The sequence below is a fragment of the Xanthomonas euroxanthea genome, from assembly GCF_903989455.1.
GTDB classification, from domain to species: Bacteria; Pseudomonadota; Gammaproteobacteria; order Xanthomonadales; family Xanthomonadaceae; genus Xanthomonas; species Xanthomonas euroxanthea.
Genome location: NZ_LR861803.1, coordinates 4277530 through 4298981, shown reverse-complemented (window position 1 = coordinate 4298981; position 21452 = coordinate 4277530). Strand labels below are relative to the sequence as shown.

Here is a 21452-nt window from a genome sequence, read left to right as displayed (position 1 = left end):
TGGGTGGTGGGCTCGGCCCCATCATCGGATAGGTGACTGTTGGCTCGGAGCGCCGACCTGGCGGCGGGCGCAGCCGTCGCGGCGGTCGCATGCGGGTCGCTGCGTTCAGCCGTCGCGGCGATCGTCCACGCGCGGCGGATCCTGCACCGGTTGGTTGTGCTGCAGCAGCCATAACATGATGGTCTTCTGGCGCACGTAGTTGGCGCGGACATAGGCGTAGATCAAGCCGTGCCAGCCATCGCGAAACCCGCCACGCAGCAGGTAGCCGCGCCAGAAGCGCCAGGCCGGTGCCAGCACCAGCTTGCTCCAGGTCGCACGCTTGCCGCTCGCGTAGTCGTGCTCGGCCATCATCTGCGCGTAGCGCTGGGTCTTGGCCAGTTGCTGCGCCAGCGAGCGGTAGGGGTAGTGGATCAGGTCGCCCGCCAGGGTCATGACCGCCCCGTCGACACTGGCCGCTTCGTGGATCTCGCGCTTGCCGCGCCAGCCGCCGCGGCGTCGATCGAACAGGCGCAGCACCCGATCCGGATACGCATTGCCATGGCGCAGGAACCGGCCGAAATAATCCGACAGCCGTGCGAAGCGATAGCCGGCCGCACCGGCAAAACCGCCATCGCGCGCGGCAATGATCGATGCCCGCAAGCCATCGCTGACGCGTTCGTCGGCATCCAGGCACAACACCCAGTCATGGCTGGCCTGCGCCACGCAGAACGCCTTCTGGCTGCGATAGCCATCGAAGGTACGTTGCAGGACGCGTGCGCCATGTGCGGTGGCCAGCGTCACGGTGGCATCGGTGGAGCCGGAGTCCACCACCACGATCTCGTCGCAGAACGCCAGCGAGCGCAGGCAGTCGCGTAGGCGATCGGCCTCGTTGAACGCGATAATGCAGGCGCTGATGCGCGGCCGTTCGTCGGGTGCGGTCGAAGAGGACATGTGATGGCTCAATACCTGCTGTTCGCAACGGAGCGTTACGCGTTGCCTATTCTGGCGCCATTGGCGCAGGCATTACAGGCCCGCGGGCACGCCGTGTCTGCCTGGTTCGAGGGTGGTGCGCGCGGGCTGGTGTTGCCGGATGTGCGCCAGGTCGGCCTGCGCGAGGCGCTGGAATTGCGCCCGCAGGCGGTGTTCAGCGCGGCCAACTGGGTGCCGCCGTTCATTGCCGGTGCCAAGGTGCAGCTGTTCCATGGTTTCAACGTGCAGAAACGCGAAGACAACCGTGGGCACTTCCGCGTGCGTGGACTGTTCGATCTGTATTGCACGCAGGGCCCGGCCACCACGGCGCCGTTTCGCGCACTCGCCGCGCGCGAAGGGCATTTCGCGGTGGTCGAAACCGGCTGGCCCAAGCTCGACCCGGTGTTTCGCGACGATGGCGGACGCAGCGCGGCACTGCGCGCGCCCGCCAACGGGCGGCCGGTGATCCTGTTCGGCTCCACGTTTACCGAGCGCCTGAGCGCCGCGCCCGCGCTCTACGAGCAGATCGCCGCCGATATCGCGCGCGGTGCGCATTACTGGCTGCTGACCCTGCACCCGAAGTGCGCGCCGGAGCTGTTCGATCGCTATCGCGCGCTGGCCGGGCCGCATGCATGCTTTGTCGAACCCGAACAGGTCATGGCCGCGCAGCGTGCGGCCGATGTGCTGGTGTCGGATACCTCATCGATCGTGTCCGAGTTCGTGGTGCAGCACAAACCGGTGGTGACCTTCCGCAACCGCGTGCCGCAGCCGCATATGCTGGACTTCCAGCAGCCCGGGCAATTACCGCAGCAGCTGGCGCGCGCGTTGGCGCCGGATGCGGCGCTGCGCAGTGCGCTGGCCAGGTATGCCGATGCGATCCATCCGTACCGCGACGGGCAATCGTCGGAGCGGGTGATTGCAGCGACCGAGGACTTCATCGCGGGCAAGCTCGGTCCACTGCGGCGCAAGCCGCTGGGCGCAGTGTGGCGCGGCCTGCAGATCCGCCGCGAACTCGGATACTGGGGCCCGTCCCGGCGCTGAAACCGGGGTTTGATCAGTGGCTCCAAGTGGCTGCCTATCAGCAGTCTTCAACCAATCCCCAACCCCCAATCCCGAATCCCGATTCCCGAATCCCGATTCCCGAATCCCGAATCCCGAATCCCGAATCCCGAATCCCGATTCCCAACTCACCAACGCAACTTGCGCCGCGTCAACGCGGCACCCAACCGGGCCTGCAGCGCCTGCGCCTGCGCCAACGGCACAAAGCGCAGGCGTAACCCCGGGCCGGTCGGGCTGGCGCCGGCGGTGTCCAGCCACAGCGTTGCGGTGCCGGACAGGCGATCCAGCGGCGAGCGTTGCAGTTGCAGCGCCTGCAGCTTGTCCAGCTCGGCCAGCCGCCACCAGCGTTTCCACCAGCCGCCGCGCACGGCGACAAACCGCGCATCCACCGCATAGCCCATGCGGTGCACCTGGCGATGCGCCTTGAACGCACTCCACGGCAACCACAGCAGCAACCACGCCGCCTGGTTGCCGAATTGCCAGGCCAGGCCGCCCACCAGCGGCAGCAGCACCAACAGCGTGGGCAGGCTCAATCGCCACCAGCAATGCGTGGCGATCGCCTGCCACTGCGCAGGCGGCCAGGCAATCCCCGGCAGCAGGCGCTGCAACAAGGCATCGCAGCGTTGCGGGTCGGCAATCGGCGCCAGCTCCTTCAACGCGCTGCCTTCGCGGTCGGCGCTGCCGGCCACTGCGGTCTCCACCCGCAACTGGCGACGGCCGAACAGGCGATGCAGGCGGCTTTCGTACAACGTCCACGACTGGATGCGCCGCAGCGCCACACTGCTGCGGATGCGCGTCAGCAGGCCGCGCTCCACGGTCAGGCGGCGCTCGGATTGGCTGAGGTGGAAACCGTGGTACTGCGCCACCGCCAGGGCCACCGACAACGCGCGCATCGCGATCAGCACGGCCAGGGTGCCGAGCACCACCAGGGTCGCGGCGACGGCCGTCCCCGGATGGACCTGGCTGACATAGCGGTACGCCAGCTCGCCGTTGTGCTCGACGAAGTTGGACACCGTGCGGCGCGGGATCATCTGGTAGATCACGCCGAAGCTGGCAGCCACCACCACCATGCCGCGGTTGGAGATCAGCCCCAGCCGGATCACTTCGCCCAACGGCAGGCGCAGCAAGCTGTTGCTGTCGGCCGCGGGCTGCGGCGTCGTGGCGTCGGCATCATGTGTGCGGCGACGGATCAGGTCTTCCAGCGCCAGCGCCTGGTCCAGCCGCAGCACGCGCATTTCCGCTTCGGGCTTGTGGCCACCGGCCGATTCCAGCCGCACTTCGGCCACCCCGGCCAGCCGGTGCAGCAGCGATTGATGCACCACCACGTTGTGGATGCGCGCGAACGGGATATCGCGCCGGCTGCGTTCCAGCAGCCCGCTGCGGATCGCCACGCCATCGGTGCCGATGCGGTAGCGGTAGGTGAAATAGCGCAGCACCGAGATCGCCACCAGCACCGCCATCACCACGCCGGTGGCGATGTGGTCGGCCGAGTCGCGGCTGCCATCGCGGCTGCCGAACAGGATCAACGCCGCCAGCGGAATCAGGAACTGGCGGATCTGCTGCAACAGCACGAACACCCACGACAACGGATGCAGGCGCTGCTCGTCCTGGCCGGGATGTTCGATGGCACTCACAGCGCGTCGTCGTCGTGATCGAGCTGGCGGGCGAGGCGGTCGCGCAGGCGTTCGGCATCGCCCTGATCCAGGCCGGACAACGCCACCGCGTTGAGCCGGCTGCCGGCGGTATGCACCACCAGCGTGGTCAGCCCGGTGGCGCGTTCGATCGGGCCGCGGCGCAGGTCCACGTGCTGCACGCGCGAAATCGGAATGCGCGTGTCGCTCTGCCAGAGATGACCACGTTGCAGCGCCAGCCCGTGGTGGTCGAGTTTCCAGTGGGTGAGCCGATGCCGCTTGACCGCGAACCACGCGCCCAGCAGCGCGGCAACCGCGGTCAGGCCCAGCACCAGCGGCCAGTGATGCCAGGCGTGCAACCCCGTGGCGGTCACGCCGGCCGCGATCAGCCCGGCACATCCGCCGCCCAGTGCGCCGTTGACGCCGGCCACATAGGCCCCGCGCTGCGGTAGCGGTTGCCACTGCGTGTGGTCCACGGCCGGACCCTCTGCCGGCGCGGCGGTGACGATGACCTCGGGGTGCGGCGGTGGAGCGTCGTGCACAAGGCTGGCCTGCAGAAGCGGTGCGCAAGCATAGCCGGGCGCCGAGGGCGGGCGCATCCGGTGCAGGCGGCGCTTACTGCGCGGCCAGGATCAGCGCGTCCACATCCAGCGCATGCCCGGCGCGCGCGGCCTTGGTGCGCAGGTACTGTTCGTTTTCCGCAGTGATGTCGCCGGTCACCGGGATGCGGTCTTCGACCGCGATACCGGCCGCGCGCAGGCGCTCGGCCTTGGCGGGATTGTTGGTCAGCAGCCGGATCCGGCCGATGCCCAGGCCGCGCAGCATCGCCACCGCACTGCCGTAGCGGCGCTCGTCCGGGCCGAAGCCCAGTTGCGCGTCGGCGTCGATGGTGTCCAGGCCGGCATGCTGGTAGCCGTACGCGCGCATCTTGGCGGCAATGCCGGTGCCGCGGCCTTCCTGGTCCAAATACAGTAGCACGCCGCCGCCGAGGTCCTTCAGCTTGGCCAGGCCGTGCCGCAGCTGGTCGCCGCAATCGCATTTGAGCGAGCCGAACAGATCGCCGGTCAGGCAGGAAGAATGCACGCGCACCGGCACTGCGGCCGACAGGTCGGGCTGGCCGACCACGATCGCCACCTGGTCGCGCTGCGCCACCCCACCGCGGAACACCACGAACTCGCTCATCCCCAGCCCGCGCAACGGCACCGGCGTGCGGGTGACCAACTCGTAGCCGGCAGCGGCGGATGTGGCGCAACCGCTGGCCAGATCGTCCAGTGCCAGCGACTGGCAGCCGGCGAAGGCGGCCTGGTCATCCGCGTCGTGCAGCTCCACCGCCAGCATCGCCGGCAGCAGCAGTCCCAGCCGCGCGATCTCCACCGCGCCTGCGTCCAGCGTATCGCCCGCGGTCCACTGCGTCGGGACCGGGGTGTCGCGCAGGTAGGCCAGGGCCGCGAGCTGGTCGTAGTCGTGCTCGGCCAGCGCCACGCGTGCGCCCTGCGGGGCGTTCAGGCCCAGCACCTGGGCACGGGTCGGGGTGACGAACAGATAGTGCCGCCGCTGCGCCGCACGTGCGAAGGCCGCATACGACTGCGCGGTGCTGCTGTCCAATGCCAGTACCGCGCGTGCCTGCCCGTTGGCCGCGGTCAGCAGCACCGGGCGGCCGGCGCGCAGCTCGGAGGCGGCGCGCTCGCAGCGGATCGCCGCCGGATCACCGAAGGCCTGTGCGCTGGAGGAGGGGACGGGGCTGCTCATGCACGACTCCAGATGGGGATTGCCACGCCCGCTTCAAGGCGGACGCTGCGGCGGCCACTGCCTGCCGCATGCAGCCATTGTCGCGTGGTTCGCAATCGCCAGTCGCCACGGCCGGGTGGAACGCTGCATCCAGCGCCCGCCGTTTGAGTTGCACGGCAGGCGTGGATTGGTTGCATGCCGGCCGCGTTGTTCATCGCCGGGCAATGCCTTTTAATCCCAAGACCCCCTGCCCGTATCGGATCCCATGTCTCTTATCGACTGCAGCGAAGACCGCCACGCCAGCGCCATCCTGGACATCTTCAACGACGCCATCGCCACCTCCACCGCGTTGTACGACTACAGGCCGCGGCCGCCGGAAAGCATGGTCGGCTGGTTTGCCACCAAGCGTGCAGGCGGCTTTCCGGTGATCGGGGTGGAAGCGGCCGACGGCAGCCTGATGGGCTTTGCCAGCTACGGCACCTTCCGCGCCTGGCCGGCGTTCAAGTACAGCGTCGAGCATTCGGTCTATGTGCACCGCGACCATCGCGGCAAGGGCCTGGGACGCCTGCTGTTGCAGGGTGTGATCGCGGCGGCAGAACAGCGCGGCGTGCATGTGCTGGTCGGCGGTATCGATGCCAGCAATCAGGCCAGCATCGCCTTGCACGAACAATTCGGCTTCACCCACGCCGGCACCGTGCGCGAGGCCGGTTTCAAGTTCGGCCGTTGGCTGGACCTGGCGTTCTATCAGCGCATCCTGGCCACCCCGGCCGATCCGCACGACGATTGAGCCTGTGGCGGTGGTTGCCAACGCCGCAACGGCGGCGGCACTTTGCGCAAGCGGATCTGTCTGCAGTCCGCCGCGGTCAGTGCGGATGCCGCTCGGTCGCATATGGATTGGCCTCGCCGCTGCCCGGCGGGCGTAGCGTGTAGCGCTTGTAGGTCCATTGGTACTGCGCCGGGTCGCGCCGGGCGATCTGTTCGATGCCTGCGTTGAGCGCGCTGGCGGCGCGCACCGGGTCGGCGTCGGCCACTGCCGGGTCGGCCGGCTGCACATGCAGCGCGAACTGCAGGTCACCGCCGGCGCGTTCGCACCAGCCATACAGCACGATCGCGCCGGTGCGCTCGGCAAGCCGGTTGACCAGGGTCATGGTCAGGGCGGGGATGCCGAAGAACGGCGCAAACACGCCATCGCCCATTTTCGGCTGCTGGTCGGGAAGGATGCCGACCGCACCGCCGTCCTTGAGCACCTTGAACAACTGCCGCACTGCCGGGCCTTCGGCACGCACCTGGCGCACGTTGTCGCCGCCACGGGCCAGTTGCAGGAAGCCGTCCACCGTGTCCGATTCCGGCGGGCGGTAGACGATGGCGATCGGCCCGCGTTCGGACAGCCACTGGTTGAGCAGCTCCCAGTTGCCGAAGTGCGGCGCGGCCACGATGACGCCGCGCCCGGAGGCCAGCGCCGCGTCGTAGAGTTCCTGGCCATTGCGCTGCAGCCGCGCCAGGTTCTCGGCCGGCGGGCGGGTCCAGGTACGCAGCACTTCCAGCGTCTGCCGCGCGGTCGACCGCAGCACCTGCGCATGCAGCTGCGCGCGCTGGCCGGCATCCAGTTCCGGGTACGCCAGCTCCAGGTTGCGGCGTGTCACGCGGGCCTCGCGCGCATTGAGCTTGCGCCAGCTCCAGGCCAGCGCGTCGGCCACACGTTTGAGCAGCGGCCACGGCAGGCGGCCCACGGTGGAGGCGGTGGCGTAGAGCAGGCGGGCACGGACATCGGGTTTCATCTGCGCAATTCTAAACAGCGCGGCCGGCCAAGGCCCGCGCGTGACAGCACGGGCGGCGCTGGGCATGCTGCGCGGCACGGTTTGCTGCCTGAGAGTGCCCATGCTTGCGCTGATCCAACGTGTCACCCGCGCCGCAGTCACGGTCGATACGCAGACCGTCGGGCAGATCGGTCCCGGGCTGCTGGCGCTGGTCGGGGTCGAGCCCGGCGACAGCGACGCGCAGATCCGGCGCCTGGCCGAGCGCCTGCTCGGCTACCGCGTGTTCGCCGACGACACCGGCAAGATGAACCACTCACTCGCCGACACCGGCGGCGGCCTGCTGCTGGTCAGCCAGTTCACCCTGGCCGCGGACACCCGTTCCGGCAATCGCCCCGGCTTCAGCACGGCGGCGCCGCCTGTGGAGGCTGAACGGGCGTTCAATCAATTGGTGGCGATCTGCCGGCAAAAACATCGCGGCGGGGTGGAAACCGGGCGCTTCGGTGCCCATATGGTTGTCGACCTGGTCAACGATGGCCCGGTGACTTTCCTTCTCAGACCCTAGAAACCCACGTCCACCAGCGGTCCTGTCTTGAATCCGGCAGACCGGGCTTCACGCTGGTATAATGCTAGGTTCTCTTTCCAATCTCAAAGCCGGTGGCGCGAGCACTCATGGCCAACGAACGTCCTGCCCAGCAATCCGACATCAAGCTACTGATCAGCAAGGGCCTGGAACAGGGCTATCTGACCTACGCCGAAGTCAATGACCACCTGCCCGACGACCTGGTCGACCCGGAGCAGATCGAAGACATCATCAGCATGATCAACGGCATGGGCATCGATGTCCATGAAGTTGCACCCGATGCTGAAACCCTGTTGCTCAACGATGGCAACACCGGCAACCGCGAGGTTGACGACACCGCAGCCGAAGAAGCTGCCGCCGCGCTGACCGCGCTCGACACCGAAGGTGGCCGCACCACCGACCCGGTGCGCATGTACATGCGCGAAATGGGCACGGTCGAGCTGCTGACCCGCGAAGGCGAAATTGCCATTGCCAAGCGTATCGAAGAAGGCCTGAGCCAGGTCCAGGCAGCACTGGGCGTGTTCCCGCTGTCGACCGAAATGCTGCTGGCCGATTACGAAGCGCACAAGGAAGGCAAGAAGCGTCTGGCCGAGATCGTGGTCGGCTTCAACGACCTGATCGAAGAAGCCGACGCCGCCGCTGCCGCGCTGGCCGCCGCCGGCCCCGTCGCCGTGGACGAAGACGCGGTCGATGAAGACGACGACGAAGACGGCGATGACGACGCTGCCGAGGAAGAGGCCGGCCCGACCGGTCCGGACCCGGTGGAAGTGGCCACGCGCATGGAGAACCTGGCCAACGAATACGCCAAGTTCAAGAAGATCTATGCCAAGAACGGCGCCGAGCACAAGCTGGTGGTCAAGGCGCGCGAGGACATGGCCGCCATCTTCACCACGCTCAAGCTGCCGCTGCCGCTGACCGATGCGCTGGTCACCCAGCTGCGTGGCGTGGTCAACGGCATCAAGGACCACGAGCGCAAGGTGCTGCACCTGGCCACCACCGTGGCACGCATGCCGCGCAAGGATTTCATTCGTTCCTGGGAAGGCAACCAGACCAACCTGGAATGGGTGGAAGACGCACTCAAGCGCAAGCAGAAGTGGTCGTCGGCGCTGCGCGACGTCAAGGACCAGATCGTCTCCGAGCAGCAGGGCTCGATCGAGATGGAGAAGGCCAACTACCTGACCCTGGGCGAGATCAAGGAGATCAGCCGTGCAATGGCCTATGGCGAAGCCAAGGCACGCAAGGCCAAGAAGGAAATGGTCGAGGCCAACCTGCGTCTGGTCATCTCCATTGCCAAGAAGTACACCAACCGCGGCCTGCAGTTCCTCGACCTGATCCAGGAAGGCAACATCGGCCTGATGAAGGCCGTGGACAAGTTCGAATACCGTCGCGGTTACAAGTTCTCGACGTATGCAACGTGGTGGATCCGTCAGGCCATCACCCGTTCGATCGCCGATCAGGCGCGCACCATCCGTATTCCGGTGCACATGATCGAAACGATCAACAAGTTGAACCGCATTTCCCGCCAGATGCTCCAGCAGTTCGGCCGCGAGGCCACGCCGGAGGAGCTGGCCAAGGAAATGGACATGCCCGAGGACAAGATCCGCAAGGTGATGAAGATCGCCAAGGAGCCGATCTCGATGGAAACCCCGATCGGCGACGACGAGGATTCGCATCTGGGCGACTTCATCGAGGACACCAACGTGGAGTCCCCGATCGACAACACCACCAACATCAATCTCTCCGAGACGGTGCGGGACGTGCTGGCAGGCCTGACCCCGCGCGAGGCCAAGGTGCTGCGGATGCGCTTCGGTATCGACATGAATACCGATCACACGTTGGAAGAAGTCGGCAAGCAGTTCGACGTCACCCGCGAGCGGATTCGTCAGATAGAGGCCAAGGCGTTGCGCAAGCTGCGTCACCCGAGCCGTTCGGAGCAGCTGCGCTCGTTCCTGGACATCGACTGATCCAGTCGTCGTACCGGTGCAGTGATCACACAACAGCCCCGCATTTGCGGGGCTGTTGCGTTGTGGGGCGTATCGCAGGCTATGCTTGTTGGGTGGACGTTTGCCGAACCAAGATGCGTCGGGGATGGCGCAGCTGACGTTCACGCCTCGGCGACGAAGCCAGACAGCGGCGCAACATGAAGCCGATGTTTGTTCCAGGCTCACGTGACGTTCTAGCCGTGGCTTCTAAGTTGATGGACGAATGGAACGAGGCCGTCGTATGAGCAGGCAAAGCCGGTTTGAAACCACCACATACCGCGAGCACGAGATTCGCGTACGCGCCGAGCAGGCGTCCCCTGGCGCCAGGTGGACGCTGTGGGTCGACGTGTATGCATTGGGCGGCAAACGCCAGCCACGCATCAGTGGCCGGGAAGCGGGCTGGGAGACCTACCAGGAAGCCATCGCGCAGGGATTCCGTGCGGGCCGGCAGTTGGTCGATGCGCAGCTTGAGGTGGCTTAGAGGCTGAGATTGGGGAGTGGGGATTCGGAAGTGCTGAGGTGCTGATTGCTGGGTGCCTGTAGCTACCGGATCTTGCACCGCCAATGGTGCGCAGCGCACCCTGACCGCGTCCAGATTCAAGAGCCCGGCTTGCGCCGGGCTTTTTTGTGCGGGCAAGCGCAGGTGGGTGCCGGCGCTTGTCCTCATCGACGCCGGATGTCAGCAGACAGCGACGCGCGCGGACAGGTAAACTTTCGCCTCAGCTGGACGGTCCGACATGCCCCGCATCTCGCCACCCACCCTGCCGGGCCTATAGCTCAACGGTTAGAGCAGAGGACTCATAATCCTTTGGTTCCAGGTTCGAATCCTGGTGGGCCCACCAAAAAGCAGTCCAGTGACGTCCGAGTTAGTCCAAGGCTCGCGGGAAACTACTCGAAAATAGCTGTCTTGGGTCTTTTGACGTCCAGTGGTATCCAGTTGCATCCGGCGACATAGTGAGTCGGGCTGTGAGTCGTGGAGCGGCAACCGGTTACTCCGACTCACAAATATCTGACTCCCCTGCTCACGGATGCCAAGCTTCGCGCGCTCAAACCTAAAGTGGCCGCCTTTCGGGTGGCGGGCTCGAACGGCCTCTGCATAGAGGTTCGTCCCACGGCCTCGGAGGCTTGGCGCTACCGCTATCGGTATGCCGGCAAGCCAAGCATTGTGGCCATCGGCGAATACCCAGCCATGTCATTGATGCCGGCGCGCGCGGAGCGCGTGCTGACCTCCAGGCCGAAAAGATAGTTCAGGCCGGCGTTGATCTGCATGACCCCCAGGCCGAGCGAGGTGGCCAGGCCGAAGATAGTCCCTAGCGCGGCGGACGTATCCACTGCGTGTCTGAGCGGGCCGTGGATGCGATCTCCAATCAGCGGGTAGAGCGCAGATCGCAGGCGCAGCGGCAGGTTGTGCCGATACGCGAAGTAGGCCAGGGAAAGTGCGACGACAGCATAGATCGCCCAGGCATGGATGCCCCACTGGAAGAAAGTGAAGCGCATCGCCTGGCGCGCCGCCGCCGCCGATTCCGGCACGCCGACCGGCGGAGTGCGTAATGCGTGATGGATTCGGCGACGCCGAAGAACATCAGCCCGATGCCCATGCCTGCAGCGAACAGCATTGCAAACCAAAAGCCATAGTTGCAATCCGGTGGACGGTGGTCCGGCCCCAGCTTGATGCGGCCATAACCGCTCACCGCAACCCCGATCACGACTACCAGGAATGCGGCGACAGCCAGGATGGTGAACCAGCCGGCATCGTTGGCGGCCCAGGTCTTGGCCGCAGTGAACCAGCGGGTAGCGACTGCTGGCGCAAAGGCAGCTAGTGCAAGCAGGGCGATCACGATCGTCGCGGTCGGGATGAACACCTGCGGCAGGATGCGCTGGCGGACGGCGGTGACCGACCTCGGCTCTCGACCCTCGACTGACAGAATCCGAACAAATGCGCCCCTACGATTGCAAGCCCGCCATTAGATTGCGGTCAGGGCTACCCTGCCGTGATGCGAATGACCGAAAGCCTCCCCTCAACGCAAAAAGGAAAACACTGTGGCCCTCACGATAGTTACCGGAGCCGGAAGTGGCATGGGCCGAGACATCACGCTGTCGCTGGTTGCAGCTGGCCGGCCCGTCCTGGCGATTGGGAGACGTGAGCATTCCCTGAGGGAGACTGCCTCGCTCAGTGCAGATCCCGCATTGGTGTCGATCGCAACTGGCGACTTGTCGGTCGTCAGCGATGTCGAGTCAGTGGTTGAAACGATTGGCGATCAGGCATTGCATGCGATCGTCGCTACGGCAGGCGGTCAGGGAGAATTCAAGCAGCCAGGCGGTTCGGTCGGGGCCATCGAAGGGGCGTGGTCCGATGCCTTAGGTAAAAACCTGTTCAGTGCCGTGCTGCTGATCGAGGCGGTGCTTCCACGGATGGAAGCGGATGGCCGCATCGTTCTCATCGGCTCAATGGCGGGCCTGGACGGGCAGGGCGGACCTTATGCAACCGCTAAGGCTGCGCTGCACGGCTACACCCGCGACCTTGCACGGCGTGTGGGCAAGCAACGCATCACGGCCAATGCTATCGCTCCAGGCTTTGTCGGTGATACCGAGTTCTTCGAAGCTGGCGGCTTTGGCGACAGCGCCAAAATGGTGGAAGGGATAGCGAAGCAGACATTGGTGGGCCGTGTCGGCAAGCCCGATGACATCACCGCGTGTGTCGAATGGCTGCTCTCGCCGCGTGCCGGATGGATCACTGGGCAAACCATTTCAGTCAACGGTGGCAGTTTGCTTGCGTAAAGGGAAACCTTAGCTCCTACATCGGCGTGAACCACCGTCATAGCCGCTGACTGGAGCTTCAGGCAGCGGTATCTGGAATCAATTTCAATATCTTTTATAAACTACATAATCGGCTATAGAAGAGAGGGTTGTGCCTGGGTGGTTGACTGATTTACCTGTCCTCGATGGACTTCAGAAAATATGCCATTTGGCGGGCAGGGCGATGCCAACCACGCTACTTCCAGCCGGGCCACCTGCGCGATAACGGTCGGGCAACGGGCTGCAGGATCTGTTCGGCGCCATGCCGGGAGTTGTTGTTACGGCTGATGCGGTAAGCCCTGCGGGTACACACTGACGCTTCGCAGATTGGATAACTTTTCACTGTGCGCCACTTCAGCGTCGTCAATGTCGGGCGGGGGCGGGCCGCTCCCGTTACTCCCCCCTCAGCGTGCTGTGTCGGAGTCAGTTCACGCCGACTCGTGCGATCAGCTTGCCACTCACCCCACCCCCGAGGTGCTCCAGGGCCTGAGGCACATCAGCGAAGGCCACGACTTGGTCGATGGGCATCGAGATTTTTCCCTCCGAGAAAAACTTACCGAGGACAGTGACGGCATCTTCTTGTTCTTCGGGGGTACGCACGCTGTGCAGTGCACCGGTGACGGAGATGCCTAGCGTTAGGATCTTGAGCGGCTCGATCCTCGGGAAATCTGCCCCGCCTGCAAAACCAACCAGGACGTATCGCCCACCGATGGCTATTGCCTCGAGCGCCGGTTCCGCCAGTGGATTGCCAACCGTGTCGTACACGATGTCGGCGCCTTTGCCGTTGGTGATCTTGCGTACTTGTTCGCTCAGTGACTCCGTACCGGTCACGATCACGTGGTCAGCTCCTTGTCGGGTGCAGAATGCGGCTTTATCAGCGCTTCTGACGGTCGCAATCACCCTGAGGCCCAGCGCTTTGCCAAGCTGGATTGCTGTCGAACCTGTGCCACCACTTCCGCCCAGCACCAACAGAGTCTCGCCGACGCCTGCGCGAGCGCGATTGACTAGTCCTACATAGGCTACGTGAAACGTGCCGAGAAACGCCGCGGCCTGCTCGTCCGGCATGTCATCGGCTGCAGGTACCGCTCCATCACTCGGCGAGATGCAGTACTCGGCCAATCCACCCGAACCACTCATGAAATTGGCGCCGCCGATCACACGCGTGCCGACGGGGAAGGGGTATCCAGGCCCGGCCACCTCCACGATCCCCACCACTTCCTGGCCTGGCGTCACCGGTGGCTGCGGAGTCAAGAAGTAACGCCCTTCCAGCATCATGCGGTCTGGCAGACCGATGTTCGTCGCCAGTACCTTGAGCAGGGCCTCTCCGGGCCCAGGGCTGGCTATGTCAACGTCAACCAGCTCCAGCACATCGCTGGGTTTTCCGAAGGAGCTCGCCTGCCACGCCTTCATATGCATCTCCAAATTATTAAACGAACAGTGCACGCGCGATTTTGACCACCGTTTCTGCGTCGGGGGATGCGCGCTCGCCCACGCGCTCGGCAAACACCTGCGCCGACAGGTCACGGCGCTTGGGCAGGCGGTCCCGCTCTGCAGACGCTAGTGCAGGCCCCATCTCATCGAAAGTCAGGTCGGTGATGTACACCGGCGAGCCGGGTTGCTGGCGCCAAGAATCGGCGAGACATCCAGCGTAGAAGCCATCAAATCCGGTGTCTTCCACCAAGCGCAAGGCAATTTCCTGATCCTGTGGCCGGTCTGCCGAGACGGGAAGGGCAATGCGCCCCTGCTCACCCTTGCCGCGCCCGTTGATTTCGAAAGACAGCATTCCAATGGAGTTCCACGCCTTGGCGATGGGCCTGCCGAAGTAGTCACGTACCCATTCGCTTTCTGCCTTGTCACCATCAAGTTCAGGATTGACGGGGTCCCGTCCGGGGAAGTAGTTGGAAATATCAATGACCGTTGTCTGCTCGGGCAGGCCCGCTACCAAGTGCCTGATCTTCTCGAAGCCGGGATGGGGCATGGCCAGGATGACCACGTCCACATCCTGGAGCGCTTCTTCTGCTGTTGCGGCATGTGCGCCCGTCTCAAGAATTTCTTCAGCGATGCTGCCAGGGCCGCGGGAATTTGCGACCTTGACGTCATGCCCCGCTGCGGCGAGTTTCCGGGCTAGGACTCGACCCATGAACCCGGTTCCAAGTATTCCTATCTTCATGGCAATAGAACCTCTTGTTGGCGTTACATCTGTAGTGCGCGACTGATCCTGGTGATCGTGCAGGCGTCTGGATTGACCCCGTGACCGAACCGCTCTGCAAATATCGCGACCGACAAGTCGCGACGTTTGGGAAGCCGGTCGCGCTCGGCCGCAGCGAGTGCAGCACCGATTTCTGGGTAGGTGAGATGGGTGCAATACGCTGGCGAGCCGGGCTGCTGTCGCCAGGAGTGCTCAAGCACGCCTGCGTCGAAGCCATCGAAGCCGGTATCGTTTACCAGTGCCATCGCCACTTGCCGGTCACGGGCACGGTCGGCGGCGACAGGGATGGCGATGCGTCCGGGATGTCCCTGTGGTCGGCCGCACTCGGCAAAAGGCGCCGCAGCGACGGCGTTCCATGCTTTGACAATGGGCCGGCCGAAGAAGTCCTGGACCCACTGGCTCTCGACGGCGCCAGACTCAATCGCAGGATTGACCCGATCCCGTTGGGGGAAGTAGTTCGATGTATCGATCACCGACGTCTGCGCGGGGAGCGGTGTAACGAGGAGTTTTGCCTCGGCAAAGCCGGCGTGTGGCATCGACAGGATCAGAACTTCGACACCGTTCGCAGCTGCCTCGGCGGTGGCCGCCTGCGCTCCAGTTGCCAATGCATGCAGATCAACTGTCTCAGGGCCACGCGAATTGGCAACTTTCACGAAGTGTCCAGCCGCGGCCAGCTTCCGCGCGAGCGTCGTACCGATACTGCCCGCGCCCAGAATTCCTATTTTCATATGGTTTTTCTTATCCTCATTGGCGGCATCCTTAGATGCCGATCATTCCGGCGCTGGGTGGGCCAGCCCTTCGAGGGTTTTGCACAGCGACTGGATCTGCGCCTCCGTCAACTGACAGGCTGCTTTAATCTGGCCGTTAACCGCACGGATCTCACGTTCGATCGCTCGGCTGGCGTCAGTAAGGTCGACCAGCACCCGACGTTCGTCGTCCAGGTCACGTGTGCGGGTCACCATGCCAGCGACCTGCAGGCGCTTCAGCAGCGGGGTGAGCGTGCCTGGATCCATTCCAAGGCGGGACCCCAATTCGCCTACGGTCTGTGGGGCACCGTCTAGCAGGTTCAGGATGACCAGGTACTGGGGGAAGGTCAGGCCCAGTGGTTCCAATAGGGGCTTATGCAGCCGCGTCACTCGGCCAGCCGCGCCATAGAGCGCGAACGAGAGCTGCTCACCTACGCCCTGCTGTTTCCGTGCCATAGTTGTCCTGCATTTATTTGGTGCACCATATAACGGTACACGATTTAATTGCAACTTGGCTATTGAGCTCGACGCTCAAAATTGACGTGCCAACCAACCTCATCAACAACCTCAAGAGGTACAGCCCGGAAATTAGCGTAGCCAAGTGACTGTCAAATAAGCTCACTTGTGCTGCCTCATAATCCTTTGGTTCCAGGTTCGAATCCTGGTGGACCACCACTAGAAAGCAGGCACTTGGACGCGCGCCCAAGTGCCTTTTTTGTGGCTCGGAAACTATCGGGGAACGTCGTGTTCTTCTTCGCTGATCGCGGAGTCGGCGTCTTCTGGATAAGCAATCGCGTGCGCGGTATTCATCGTGCCGCTCCGTTGCGGTGCGCTTGCCTGCGCAGCCACGTGAGGACATCAACTGCCGGGTCTTCATGCATGCAGACATGCAACCGGCCCAGCACCACGCTCTGCGCATCGCCGCCTGGCAACACGTCATCAAAGCCGGTGGCTTCGCAGGCGATCAGGACCGGCGGCAGACCGGGTTGCGCGTGGGCATGCAGCATGGCCAGCACATAGCCCTGCATCATTTCGAAGCTGAGGGTGACGCCTGTGCAGACGCGGAACTGTTTGCGCGTGCTCATCGCCGCACCTGCGCATGCAAGGCGTCGACTGCAGCGAGCGCTGCTTCGCAGTCTGCAAACGTGAGGGCGTGGACGGCCTTGCCTGTATCTGCGGGGCGTGCCAACCGGCTCAGCCACGCGGTATGGCTGCATTCGAAGGTATTGGCGATCAGGCCGACATGCTGGGCAATCTGACGCGCCACAGACGCGGGTGTTTCTTGGGTGTCGTAGGACATGTGGATTTCCTCAGGTTTTGGAAATCCGTCACCCCGACGCCAATCCGGGTGACGGACGGTACGCGGTTGGCGTGCCGGCCTGAGGACCGGTGGGCCTTGCGACCCCCGCGCACCGCCCGCCATAAAGCTGGCCGGCATGCGCCCGCGACGATGCGAGCGATAAAAAAAGCGCCAAGCATCGATCGATGGGCGCTGGTGCGCCTCAGGTTCCGGGACGCCAATCCCGGTCGCCGAATATGCGGCGACGCAAGCATCCTCGCTCCAGCTCATGGCGCGTGTCAACGAGAAAGCATTGGAGTTGGCAGAGCTCATTTCGAGAAACTCCGGCACTACGTAGGCGTGCCTGACGCTCTTTCGGGCTGGGCGCTGTAGCCGGTGAGCGAGCACACGCGTTGCAGGTCAAGGCAGGCAACCATGTCGTCCAACCTCTGATGCCAGGCACTGGCCAAAGCGCCCGTCTGCTCGCTAGCGGTTGTCACGCGCACCGCCTGTCTGCTGTCTTGTCCAAGCCACCAAGGTCGTTGAAGGTCCACCACGACGCCCGCCTGGGGCGGGGCTGGTCATTTGACACGGGCGGCCTGTACGGTAATATGCCGTACAAATAGGAGCTTGCAATGACCAACGCCGCTGCCCGTCTCGACCTGCGATTGAACCCGGCCGACAAGGCGAGGATTTCCCGTGCCGCCGATCTGCGTGGCGTGCCACTTTCGGCTTTTGTGCGTGATGCGGTCATGCGCGAGGCGGAGAGCGTCATGGCCGCCGAGTTGACAGTGACGTTGTCGGCGGAGGAATCCAAGCGATTCCTGAAAGCCTTGGACGCACCCTTCCAGCCCAATGCCAAGTTGAGGAAGGCGCTCGCCCGCGTCGCGCAGGGCTAAGTGCGTGCCAATCGTTGAGCAACTCCAGCCAAAGCGGCACGACCGCAACGGTTTCAGCTGCGGGGAGTCGACACTGGATGCGTATCTGCGGCGGCAGGCGGTGCAGCATCACCGCGATGGCATCAGCACGACCCATGTCCTGGTGGATGATGAGGTTGCTGGCAACATTCTGGGCTACTACACCTTGTCAGCGGCCCAGCTCTTGCTGACAGCGTTACAGGAGCAGGATCGCAAGCGCCTGCCCAACTACCCGGTGCCCGCGATCCGGATGGGACGCTTGGCGGTTTCATCAGCAGAGCAGGGTAAAGGGCATGGGGATTACCTGCTGGCACATGCGATCGCTCGTTGCTTGAGTCTGCGGGAGCAGTTGGGCGTGCGAGTGCTGCTGGTGGATGCCTTGCATACGAAGGCAGCCGGGTTCTACAAGAGCTACGGATTCCGTGAGGCTGCAGAGAGTGCGCTGACACTGTATCTGCCGTTGGGGACGTCGTAGTCGGGCCCAACGTCGTTGTTGATACCCTCGGCCGCTGCAATGCGTGGACGCCGCGATGTGGCAGATCGAAGGTGATGTGCTCGACATTCGTCGGTCTGTCTCAAACCAGCATCGATTGCTGGGCGGCGATACCCGCCGTGGCGCCCTGCCATGATGCGGTGGTGACCGAGGCCATTCCGGGATTGGCGAGGTCGCCTGCGGCGTAGATGCCGGGCATGCTGGTTTCGCGGCGCTCGTCGACCTTGAGCGCGATGCCGGTTGGCGTGTTGACCGTGGCCAGGCCCAGCGATTCGTGCAGGCTTGCCGATGGCGTGGTGCGCGGATGCGCAAACAGGATATCGACCGCAACGTCGGAGCCGTCATCGATGCTGATGGTGGCGCCGTGGTCCCCGAGACGGGCAATCCCGGTCATCCGGCCATCGGCCACAGGCACGTTGCGGCTTGCCAGATCGGCCCGTAGCTCGGGTGCGATGGCGTGGCCATCGGCAAAGACCGTCAGCCTGTCAGTCCAATCGTGGAACAGCCGGACCTGGTGCATCGACTGCGGGCCGGACCAGACCAGGCCCCAATGTTGCGAGGCGACTTCGAAGCCATCGCAGTAAGGGCAGGGCACGATGGATGTCCCCCAGCTTTCGGCATAGCCCGGCACCGCAGGCATCTGGTCGACAACGCCATAGCTCAGGATCAGGCGACGCGCCTTCAGGCTTTCGTGATCGTCGGTGAGCACGCAGAAATCGTCGATAACGCCTGACACCCGCTCGGCCCGCGCATCGATCAGCCTGATCGTTGGGTAGCGCGTCAGTTGCTGCCGGGCCTCGATCAGGATGTCCAGCGGTGGCTTGTGATCGTGGCCGAGCACGCCGTGCGAGTGTCCGGCAAAGCGGTTACGCGGCCGGCCGGTGTCCAGGACAGTGACCTTACGGCGGGCACGGCCAAGCTGCAGGGCGGCGGCGAGACCTGCAAAGCTGCCGCCGATGATGATGACGTCATCCATAGGAATAGGTTCCGAGCTGTCAATGAAAGAGGCCGCCGGCCTGGCGAAACGCCTGGAGCTGGAAACGCGCCCGCCTGCGGGTTGCCATTTTTGATACTGGTTAGTATCCTAAATAAAGAATTAGGATACTGTCAAGGACTCAAATTCGAGTGGCCCAGAACAGCCAAAGCCGGCGCGGCCGGCCAACCAATGCGGCGCTTGGTCAAACGATCATCGACGCTGCCTATGCGCTTTTTGTGGAACTGGGCTTCCAGGCGACCACATTGGACAAGGTCGCCCAGCGGGCGAAGATCTCCAAGCTCAGCATCTACCGGCACTTCGAGAGCAAGGAGGCGTTGTTCAGCGCGGCCATCGCAGACCGGTGCCACCAATTTGCGCCGCAGATGTTTTCTGAAAGCGTCGACGGCTCGGCTGAAGATCAACTGATGGCCGTTGGATCATCGCTGCTTCGCACCCTGTTGAGCCCGGATGTCCGCAGCGTTGAAGCCATGGTCATGGCCGACAAGACGAACCAGAATTCCTTGAGCAGGCTCCACTACGAGGGCGGCCCCGCGTATGTCATTGCCCAAATCGAGGCGTTGTTACGTCAGTTGCATGAGCGGGCACTGCTGGACGTGCCCGATCCTCTCGGGTCCGCACGCTTGTTTGCGGCGCTTTTCAAGGGAGCCGACTTGCTGATCATCGCGCGCTTCGATGCGCGGAAAGCAGAAGACAGCCATGAAATCGAGTCCTACTGCCGGTCGGCTGTCGAAATGTTCGTCGCCGCCCATGGTGGCAGGCGCCACGCGCCTGGATAGCGTGGTGCTCTGCAGCCGGCTCAGCGATCTGCAGGCGTTTGATTTGAGCTTGGCCGGGAAATCGCCGCGCAATTAGCTGCGCCTGGGCGGTCTTGCCGTCTGCAGCGCATGGTCTTGGTGGTCGTCGTTGCCAGTGTCGCGCGCCACCTGGCATTCGGCGCCCGTTGCCCAGCGTTTGTGCGCGCGCTATTGCAGGTCGATGGCGCGCCGCCGGCAATCACGCATGCCGCCAGCGCAAGGGACGATGCGTCACTCGCGTCCACCTCCATGCGCGCTGCAGCCCCGCGCAGGAGCATGCCGCTGCGCGCTGCGATGTCCCATGGAGGCGAATTCGCAGGGCGCAGCGGCAGCTGCCGGCGGTGCATCGACGCGGTGGATGCGTCTTGTCAGGTTGCGATCAGGTTGCGGCCGGATAGTCGATGTAACCCTCTGCACCGCCGCCGTAGTAGGTGTCGCGATCCGGAGTGGCGAGCGGGACACCTGTCTGCAGGCGGGCGACGAGGTCCGGGTTTGCAATGAAGGGCTGGCCGAACGCGGCCAGGTCGATCACCCCCTGGTCGATCAACCGAGTGGCCCATTCCAGGGTCAATTTGCCCGCAAGGATCACGGTGCCGCCGTAGCTGCGCTTGAACGCTGCGAGGAACGTTTCGCTCATGTCGGGAGAACCGTTTGCGTGGTTGTCGTTCAGATGCACATACGCAAGCCCACGCCTGGCCAGTTCTTCGGCCAGGTACAGGTAGCTGGCCTCGCTCTCCGCGTATGCGGGCATGTCGAATTGGCGATTGTTCGGTGCAAGGCGGATTCCCACCTTGCGCGAGCCGATGCGCGCTGCCACCGCATCCACGGTCTCGAGAATGAGCCGCGCCCTGTTCTGCAGCGAGCCACCGTAGGCGTCGACACGGTCATTGGTGATCGGGTTGAGGAACTGCTCGAAGAGGTAGCCATTGGCCGCGTGGATCTCGATGCCGTCAAAGCCTGCATCGATCGCACGTTGGGCCGCCTGTTCGAAATCCCTGACGATGCCCGGCACTTCTTCGGTCTCGAGCGCACGCGCCGGGCTGGGCTCAGCCGTCCCGCGCGTTCCGTCCTCGCGGTAGATGAATGCAAAGCTCTTGGAGCTGGATGCAACCGGGCGCGTGCTCGCGCTCACCGGATCGGCGCCATTGGGCTGTAGCGAGGTATGCGACATGCGGCCCACATGCCACAGCTGGGCGAAGATCTTGCCCTGCCGTGCATGCACTGCATCGGTCACCACCTTCCAGCCGGCAACCTGCTCCTGCGACCAGATGCCGGGCACGTCGATATAGCCCTGGCCTTGCTGCGAGACAGGCGTGCCCTCGCTGACAATCAGGCCTGCGCTCGCGCGTTGGCCGTAATACGTCGCCGTCAATGCGTTCGCAACGTATTCCGGATTGCGGGCGCGGGTCATCGGTGCCATCACGATGCGGTTGCTCAGCCGGGTGTCGCCGAGATCGAAGGGTTGGAAAATCGTTGATGTCATGCGGGGAGGTATTTGGTGGGGAGGGCTAAAGAAGGTAAGGTTGACTTCGATGC

Annotated in this window: 22 protein-coding genes, 1 tRNA gene and 2 pseudogenes; 11 read left to right on the top strand and 14 right to left on the bottom strand. The window is 64.2% G+C overall.

The window, feature by feature from the left end:
• Positions 1–105: 105 nt before the first annotated feature.
• Positions 106–930: a glycosyltransferase family 2 protein gene (locus tag H7A86_RS17945; RefSeq protein ID WP_119131704.1), complete on the bottom strand. Its 825-nt coding sequence runs from the start codon at positions 928–930 to the stop codon at positions 106–108.
• On the opposite strand from H7A86_RS17945, the gene H7A86_RS17940 reads away from it, so the two are divergent.
• Positions 931–1989 (top strand): CDP-glycerol glycerophosphotransferase family protein, encoded by a 1059-nt coding sequence (locus H7A86_RS17940; protein ID WP_119131705.1) that lies wholly within the window; start codon positions 931–933, stop codon positions 1987–1989.
• A 146-nt stretch (positions 1990–2135) separates the two neighbouring features.
• Here H7A86_RS17940 and H7A86_RS17935 read toward each other — a convergent pair whose 3' ends face one another.
• The 3 genes from H7A86_RS17935 to ribA all read right to left on the bottom strand — a co-directional run bounded on the left by H7A86_RS17935 (position 2136) and on the right by ribA (position 5387).
• Entirely contained in the window at positions 2136–3641 is a 1506-nt protein-coding gene (locus tag H7A86_RS17935; protein ID WP_119131706.1) for a PH domain-containing protein, read from the bottom strand.
• Complete coding sequence (locus tag H7A86_RS17930; RefSeq protein WP_104650080.1) at positions 3638–4114, bottom strand: PH domain-containing protein; 477 nt, start codon at positions 4112–4114, stop codon at positions 3638–3640. The genes H7A86_RS17935 and H7A86_RS17930 overlap by 4 nt, the downstream gene beginning before the upstream one ends.
• 139 nt (positions 4115–4253) lie before the next feature.
• Positions 4254–5387: a GTP cyclohydrolase II RibA gene (ribA, locus tag H7A86_RS17925; RefSeq protein WP_119131707.1), complete on the bottom strand. Its 1134-nt coding sequence runs from the start codon at positions 5385–5387 to the stop codon at positions 4254–4256.
• A gap of 244 nt (positions 5388–5631) precedes the next feature.
• Between ribA and H7A86_RS17920 the strand changes: the two genes are divergently transcribed.
• Positions 5632–6153 (top strand): GNAT family N-acetyltransferase, encoded by a 522-nt coding sequence (locus tag H7A86_RS17920; RefSeq protein ID WP_119131708.1) that lies wholly within the window; start codon positions 5632–5634, stop codon positions 6151–6153.
• Positions 6154–6229: 76 nt separating this feature from the next.
• Here H7A86_RS17920 and H7A86_RS17915 read toward each other — a convergent pair whose 3' ends face one another.
• Positions 6230–7246: a lauroyl acyltransferase gene (locus H7A86_RS17915; RefSeq protein WP_180707934.1), complete on the bottom strand. Its 1017-nt coding sequence runs from the start codon at positions 7244–7246 to the stop codon at positions 6230–6232.
• Between H7A86_RS17915 and dtd the strand changes: the two genes are divergently transcribed.
• From dtd to H7A86_RS21200, 5 genes and pseudogenes are all read left to right on the top strand, one after another.
• Entirely contained in the window at positions 7245–7685 is a 441-nt protein-coding gene (gene dtd, locus H7A86_RS17910) for a D-aminoacyl-tRNA deacylase (RefSeq protein ID WP_119131710.1), read from the top strand. The two genes, H7A86_RS17915 and dtd, sit on opposite strands and share 2 nt — an antisense overlap.
• Before the next feature lie 107 nt (positions 7686–7792).
• Entirely contained in the window at positions 7793–9667 is a 1875-nt protein-coding gene (gene rpoD, locus H7A86_RS17905) for an RNA polymerase sigma factor RpoD (protein WP_016902493.1), read from the top strand.
• Between the two features lie 185 nt (positions 9668–9852).
• Positions 9853–10166: pseudogene (locus tag H7A86_RS17900) on the top strand (hypothetical protein).
• A gap of 285 nt (positions 10167–10451) precedes the next feature.
• Positions 10452–10527 (top strand) — tRNA-Ile (locus tag H7A86_RS17895).
• 131 nt (positions 10528–10658) lie between these two features.
• Positions 10659–10931 carry an Arm DNA-binding domain-containing protein gene (locus H7A86_RS21200; RefSeq protein ID WP_321186575.1) on the top strand — a complete coding sequence of 91 codons (273 nt, stop codon included), beginning with the start codon at positions 10659–10661 and terminating at the stop codon, positions 10929–10931.
• Here H7A86_RS21200 and H7A86_RS17885 read toward each other — a convergent pair.
• Positions 10823–11523, bottom strand: a pseudogene (locus H7A86_RS17885) (BCCT family transporter). The gene H7A86_RS21200 and the pseudogene H7A86_RS17885 overlap by 109 nt on opposite strands.
• A 238-nt stretch (positions 11524–11761) precedes the next feature.
• On the opposite strand from H7A86_RS17885, the gene H7A86_RS17880 reads away from it, so the two are divergent.
• A complete protein-coding gene (locus H7A86_RS17880) occupies positions 11762–12463 on the top strand; it encodes an SDR family NAD(P)-dependent oxidoreductase (protein WP_104650141.1) in 702 nt (233 codons plus the stop codon).
• 441 nt (positions 12464–12904) lie between these two features.
• Here the strand turns inward: H7A86_RS17880 and H7A86_RS17875 are convergent, their stop codons facing one another.
• The 6 genes from H7A86_RS17875 to H7A86_RS17850 all read right to left on the bottom strand — a co-directional run bounded on the left by H7A86_RS17875 (position 12905) and on the right by H7A86_RS17850 (position 16736).
• Complete coding sequence (locus H7A86_RS17875; protein WP_119131861.1) at positions 12905–13891, bottom strand: NADPH:quinone oxidoreductase family protein; 987 nt, start codon at positions 13889–13891, stop codon at positions 12905–12907.
• 16 nt (positions 13892–13907) lie between these two features.
• Complete coding sequence (locus tag H7A86_RS17870) at positions 13908–14714, bottom strand: NADPH-dependent F420 reductase (RefSeq protein ID WP_232099347.1); 807 nt, start codon at positions 14712–14714, stop codon at positions 13908–13910.
• The gene (locus tag H7A86_RS17865; protein WP_119131712.1) at positions 14675–15418 is read right to left on the bottom strand and encodes an NADPH-dependent F420 reductase; all 744 of its coding nucleotides are present in this window, start codon (positions 15416–15418) and stop codon (positions 14675–14677) included. Before H7A86_RS17865 ends, H7A86_RS17870 begins: the two co-directional genes overlap by 40 nt.
• A 42-nt stretch (positions 15419–15460) precedes the next feature.
• Positions 15461–15892 (bottom strand): MarR family winged helix-turn-helix transcriptional regulator, encoded by a 432-nt coding sequence (locus tag H7A86_RS17860; RefSeq protein ID WP_119128236.1) that lies wholly within the window; start codon positions 15890–15892, stop codon positions 15461–15463.
• A gap of 350 nt (positions 15893–16242) precedes the next feature.
• On the bottom strand, positions 16243–16521 hold the full coding sequence (locus H7A86_RS17855) for a hypothetical protein (RefSeq protein WP_164740253.1): 279 nt from the start codon (positions 16519–16521) through the stop codon (positions 16243–16245).
• The gene (locus H7A86_RS17850) at positions 16518–16736 is read right to left on the bottom strand and encodes a hypothetical protein (protein ID WP_119131863.1); all 219 of its coding nucleotides are present in this window, start codon (positions 16734–16736) and stop codon (positions 16518–16520) included. Before H7A86_RS17850 ends, H7A86_RS17855 begins: the two co-directional genes overlap by 4 nt.
• A gap of 614 nt (positions 16737–17350) precedes the next feature.
• Here H7A86_RS17850 and H7A86_RS17845 point away from each other — a divergent pair.
• On the top strand, positions 17351–17614 hold the full coding sequence (locus tag H7A86_RS17845) for a type II toxin-antitoxin system TacA family antitoxin (protein WP_104583154.1): 264 nt from the start codon (positions 17351–17353) through the stop codon (positions 17612–17614).
• A 4-nt stretch (positions 17615–17618) separates the two neighbouring features.
• Positions 17619–18107, top strand: a complete 489-nt coding sequence (locus tag H7A86_RS17840) for a GNAT family N-acetyltransferase (RefSeq protein ID WP_119131713.1) — start codon at positions 17619–17621, stop codon at positions 18105–18107.
• Between the two features lie 100 nt (positions 18108–18207).
• Here H7A86_RS17840 and H7A86_RS17835 read toward each other — a convergent pair whose 3' ends face one another.
• The gene (locus tag H7A86_RS17835) at positions 18208–19101 is read right to left on the bottom strand and encodes an NAD(P)/FAD-dependent oxidoreductase (protein ID WP_119131714.1); all 894 of its coding nucleotides are present in this window, start codon (positions 19099–19101) and stop codon (positions 18208–18210) included.
• 149 nt (positions 19102–19250) lie between these two features.
• Here H7A86_RS17835 and H7A86_RS17830 point away from each other — a divergent pair, with 149 nt between their 5' ends.
• A complete protein-coding gene (locus tag H7A86_RS17830; protein ID WP_119131715.1) occupies positions 19251–19898 on the top strand; it encodes a TetR/AcrR family transcriptional regulator in 648 nt (215 codons plus the stop codon).
• A gap of 397 nt (positions 19899–20295) precedes the next feature.
• On the opposite strand, the gene H7A86_RS17825 is transcribed toward H7A86_RS17830, so the two are convergent.
• Complete coding sequence (locus tag H7A86_RS17825) at positions 20296–21399, bottom strand: alkene reductase (protein WP_119131716.1); 1104 nt, start codon at positions 21397–21399, stop codon at positions 20296–20298.
• Positions 21400–21452 lie beyond the last annotated feature (53 nt).

Bases quoted from the DNA above. Each gene is read 5' to 3' on its own strand.
- H7A86_RS17945 (WP_119131704.1), bottom strand. From the start codon at position 930: ATGTCCTCTTCGACCGCACCCGACGAACGGCCGCGCATCAGCGCCTGC.
- ribA (WP_119131707.1), bottom strand. From the start codon at position 5,387: ATGAGCAGCCCCGTCCCCTCCTCCAGCGCACAGGCCTTCGGTGATCCG.
- H7A86_RS17920 (WP_119131708.1), top strand. From the start codon at position 5,632: ATGTCTCTTATCGACTGCAGCGAAGACCGCCACGCCAGCGCCATCCTG.
- dtd (WP_119131710.1), top strand. From the start codon at position 7,245: ATGCTTGCGCTGATCCAACGTGTCACCCGCGCCGCAGTCACGGTCGAT.
- H7A86_RS17915 (WP_180707934.1), bottom strand. From the start codon at position 7,246: ATGGGCACTCTCAGGCAGCAAACCGTGCCGCGCAGCATGCCCAGCGCC.
- rpoD (WP_016902493.1), top strand. From the start codon at position 7,793: ATGGCCAACGAACGTCCTGCCCAGCAATCCGACATCAAGCTACTGATC.
- H7A86_RS17880 (WP_104650141.1), top strand. From the start codon at position 11,762: ATGGGCCGAGACATCACGCTGTCGCTGGTTGCAGCTGGCCGGCCCGTC.
- H7A86_RS17875 (WP_119131861.1), bottom strand. From the start codon at position 13,891: ATGAAGGCGTGGCAGGCGAGCTCCTTCGGAAAACCCAGCGATGTGCTG.
- H7A86_RS17865 (WP_119131712.1), bottom strand. From the start codon at position 15,418: ATGAAAATAGGAATTCTGGGCGCGGGCAGTATCGGTACGACGCTCGCG.
- H7A86_RS17860 (WP_119128236.1), bottom strand. From the start codon at position 15,892: ATGGCACGGAAACAGCAGGGCGTAGGTGAGCAGCTCTCGTTCGCGCTC.
- H7A86_RS17855 (WP_164740253.1), bottom strand. From the start codon at position 16,521: ATGAGCACGCGCAAACAGTTCCGCGTCTGCACAGGCGTCACCCTCAGC.
- H7A86_RS17850 (WP_119131863.1), bottom strand. From the start codon at position 16,736: ATGTCCTACGACACCCAAGAAACACCCGCGTCTGTGGCGCGTCAGATT.
- H7A86_RS17845 (WP_104583154.1), top strand. From the start codon at position 17,351: ATGACCAACGCCGCTGCCCGTCTCGACCTGCGATTGAACCCGGCCGAC.
- H7A86_RS17835 (WP_119131714.1), bottom strand. From the start codon at position 19,101: ATGGATGACGTCATCATCATCGGCGGCAGCTTTGCAGGTCTCGCCGCC.
- H7A86_RS17825 (WP_119131716.1), bottom strand. From the start codon at position 21,399: ATGACATCAACGATTTTCCAACCCTTCGATCTCGGCGACACCCGGCTG.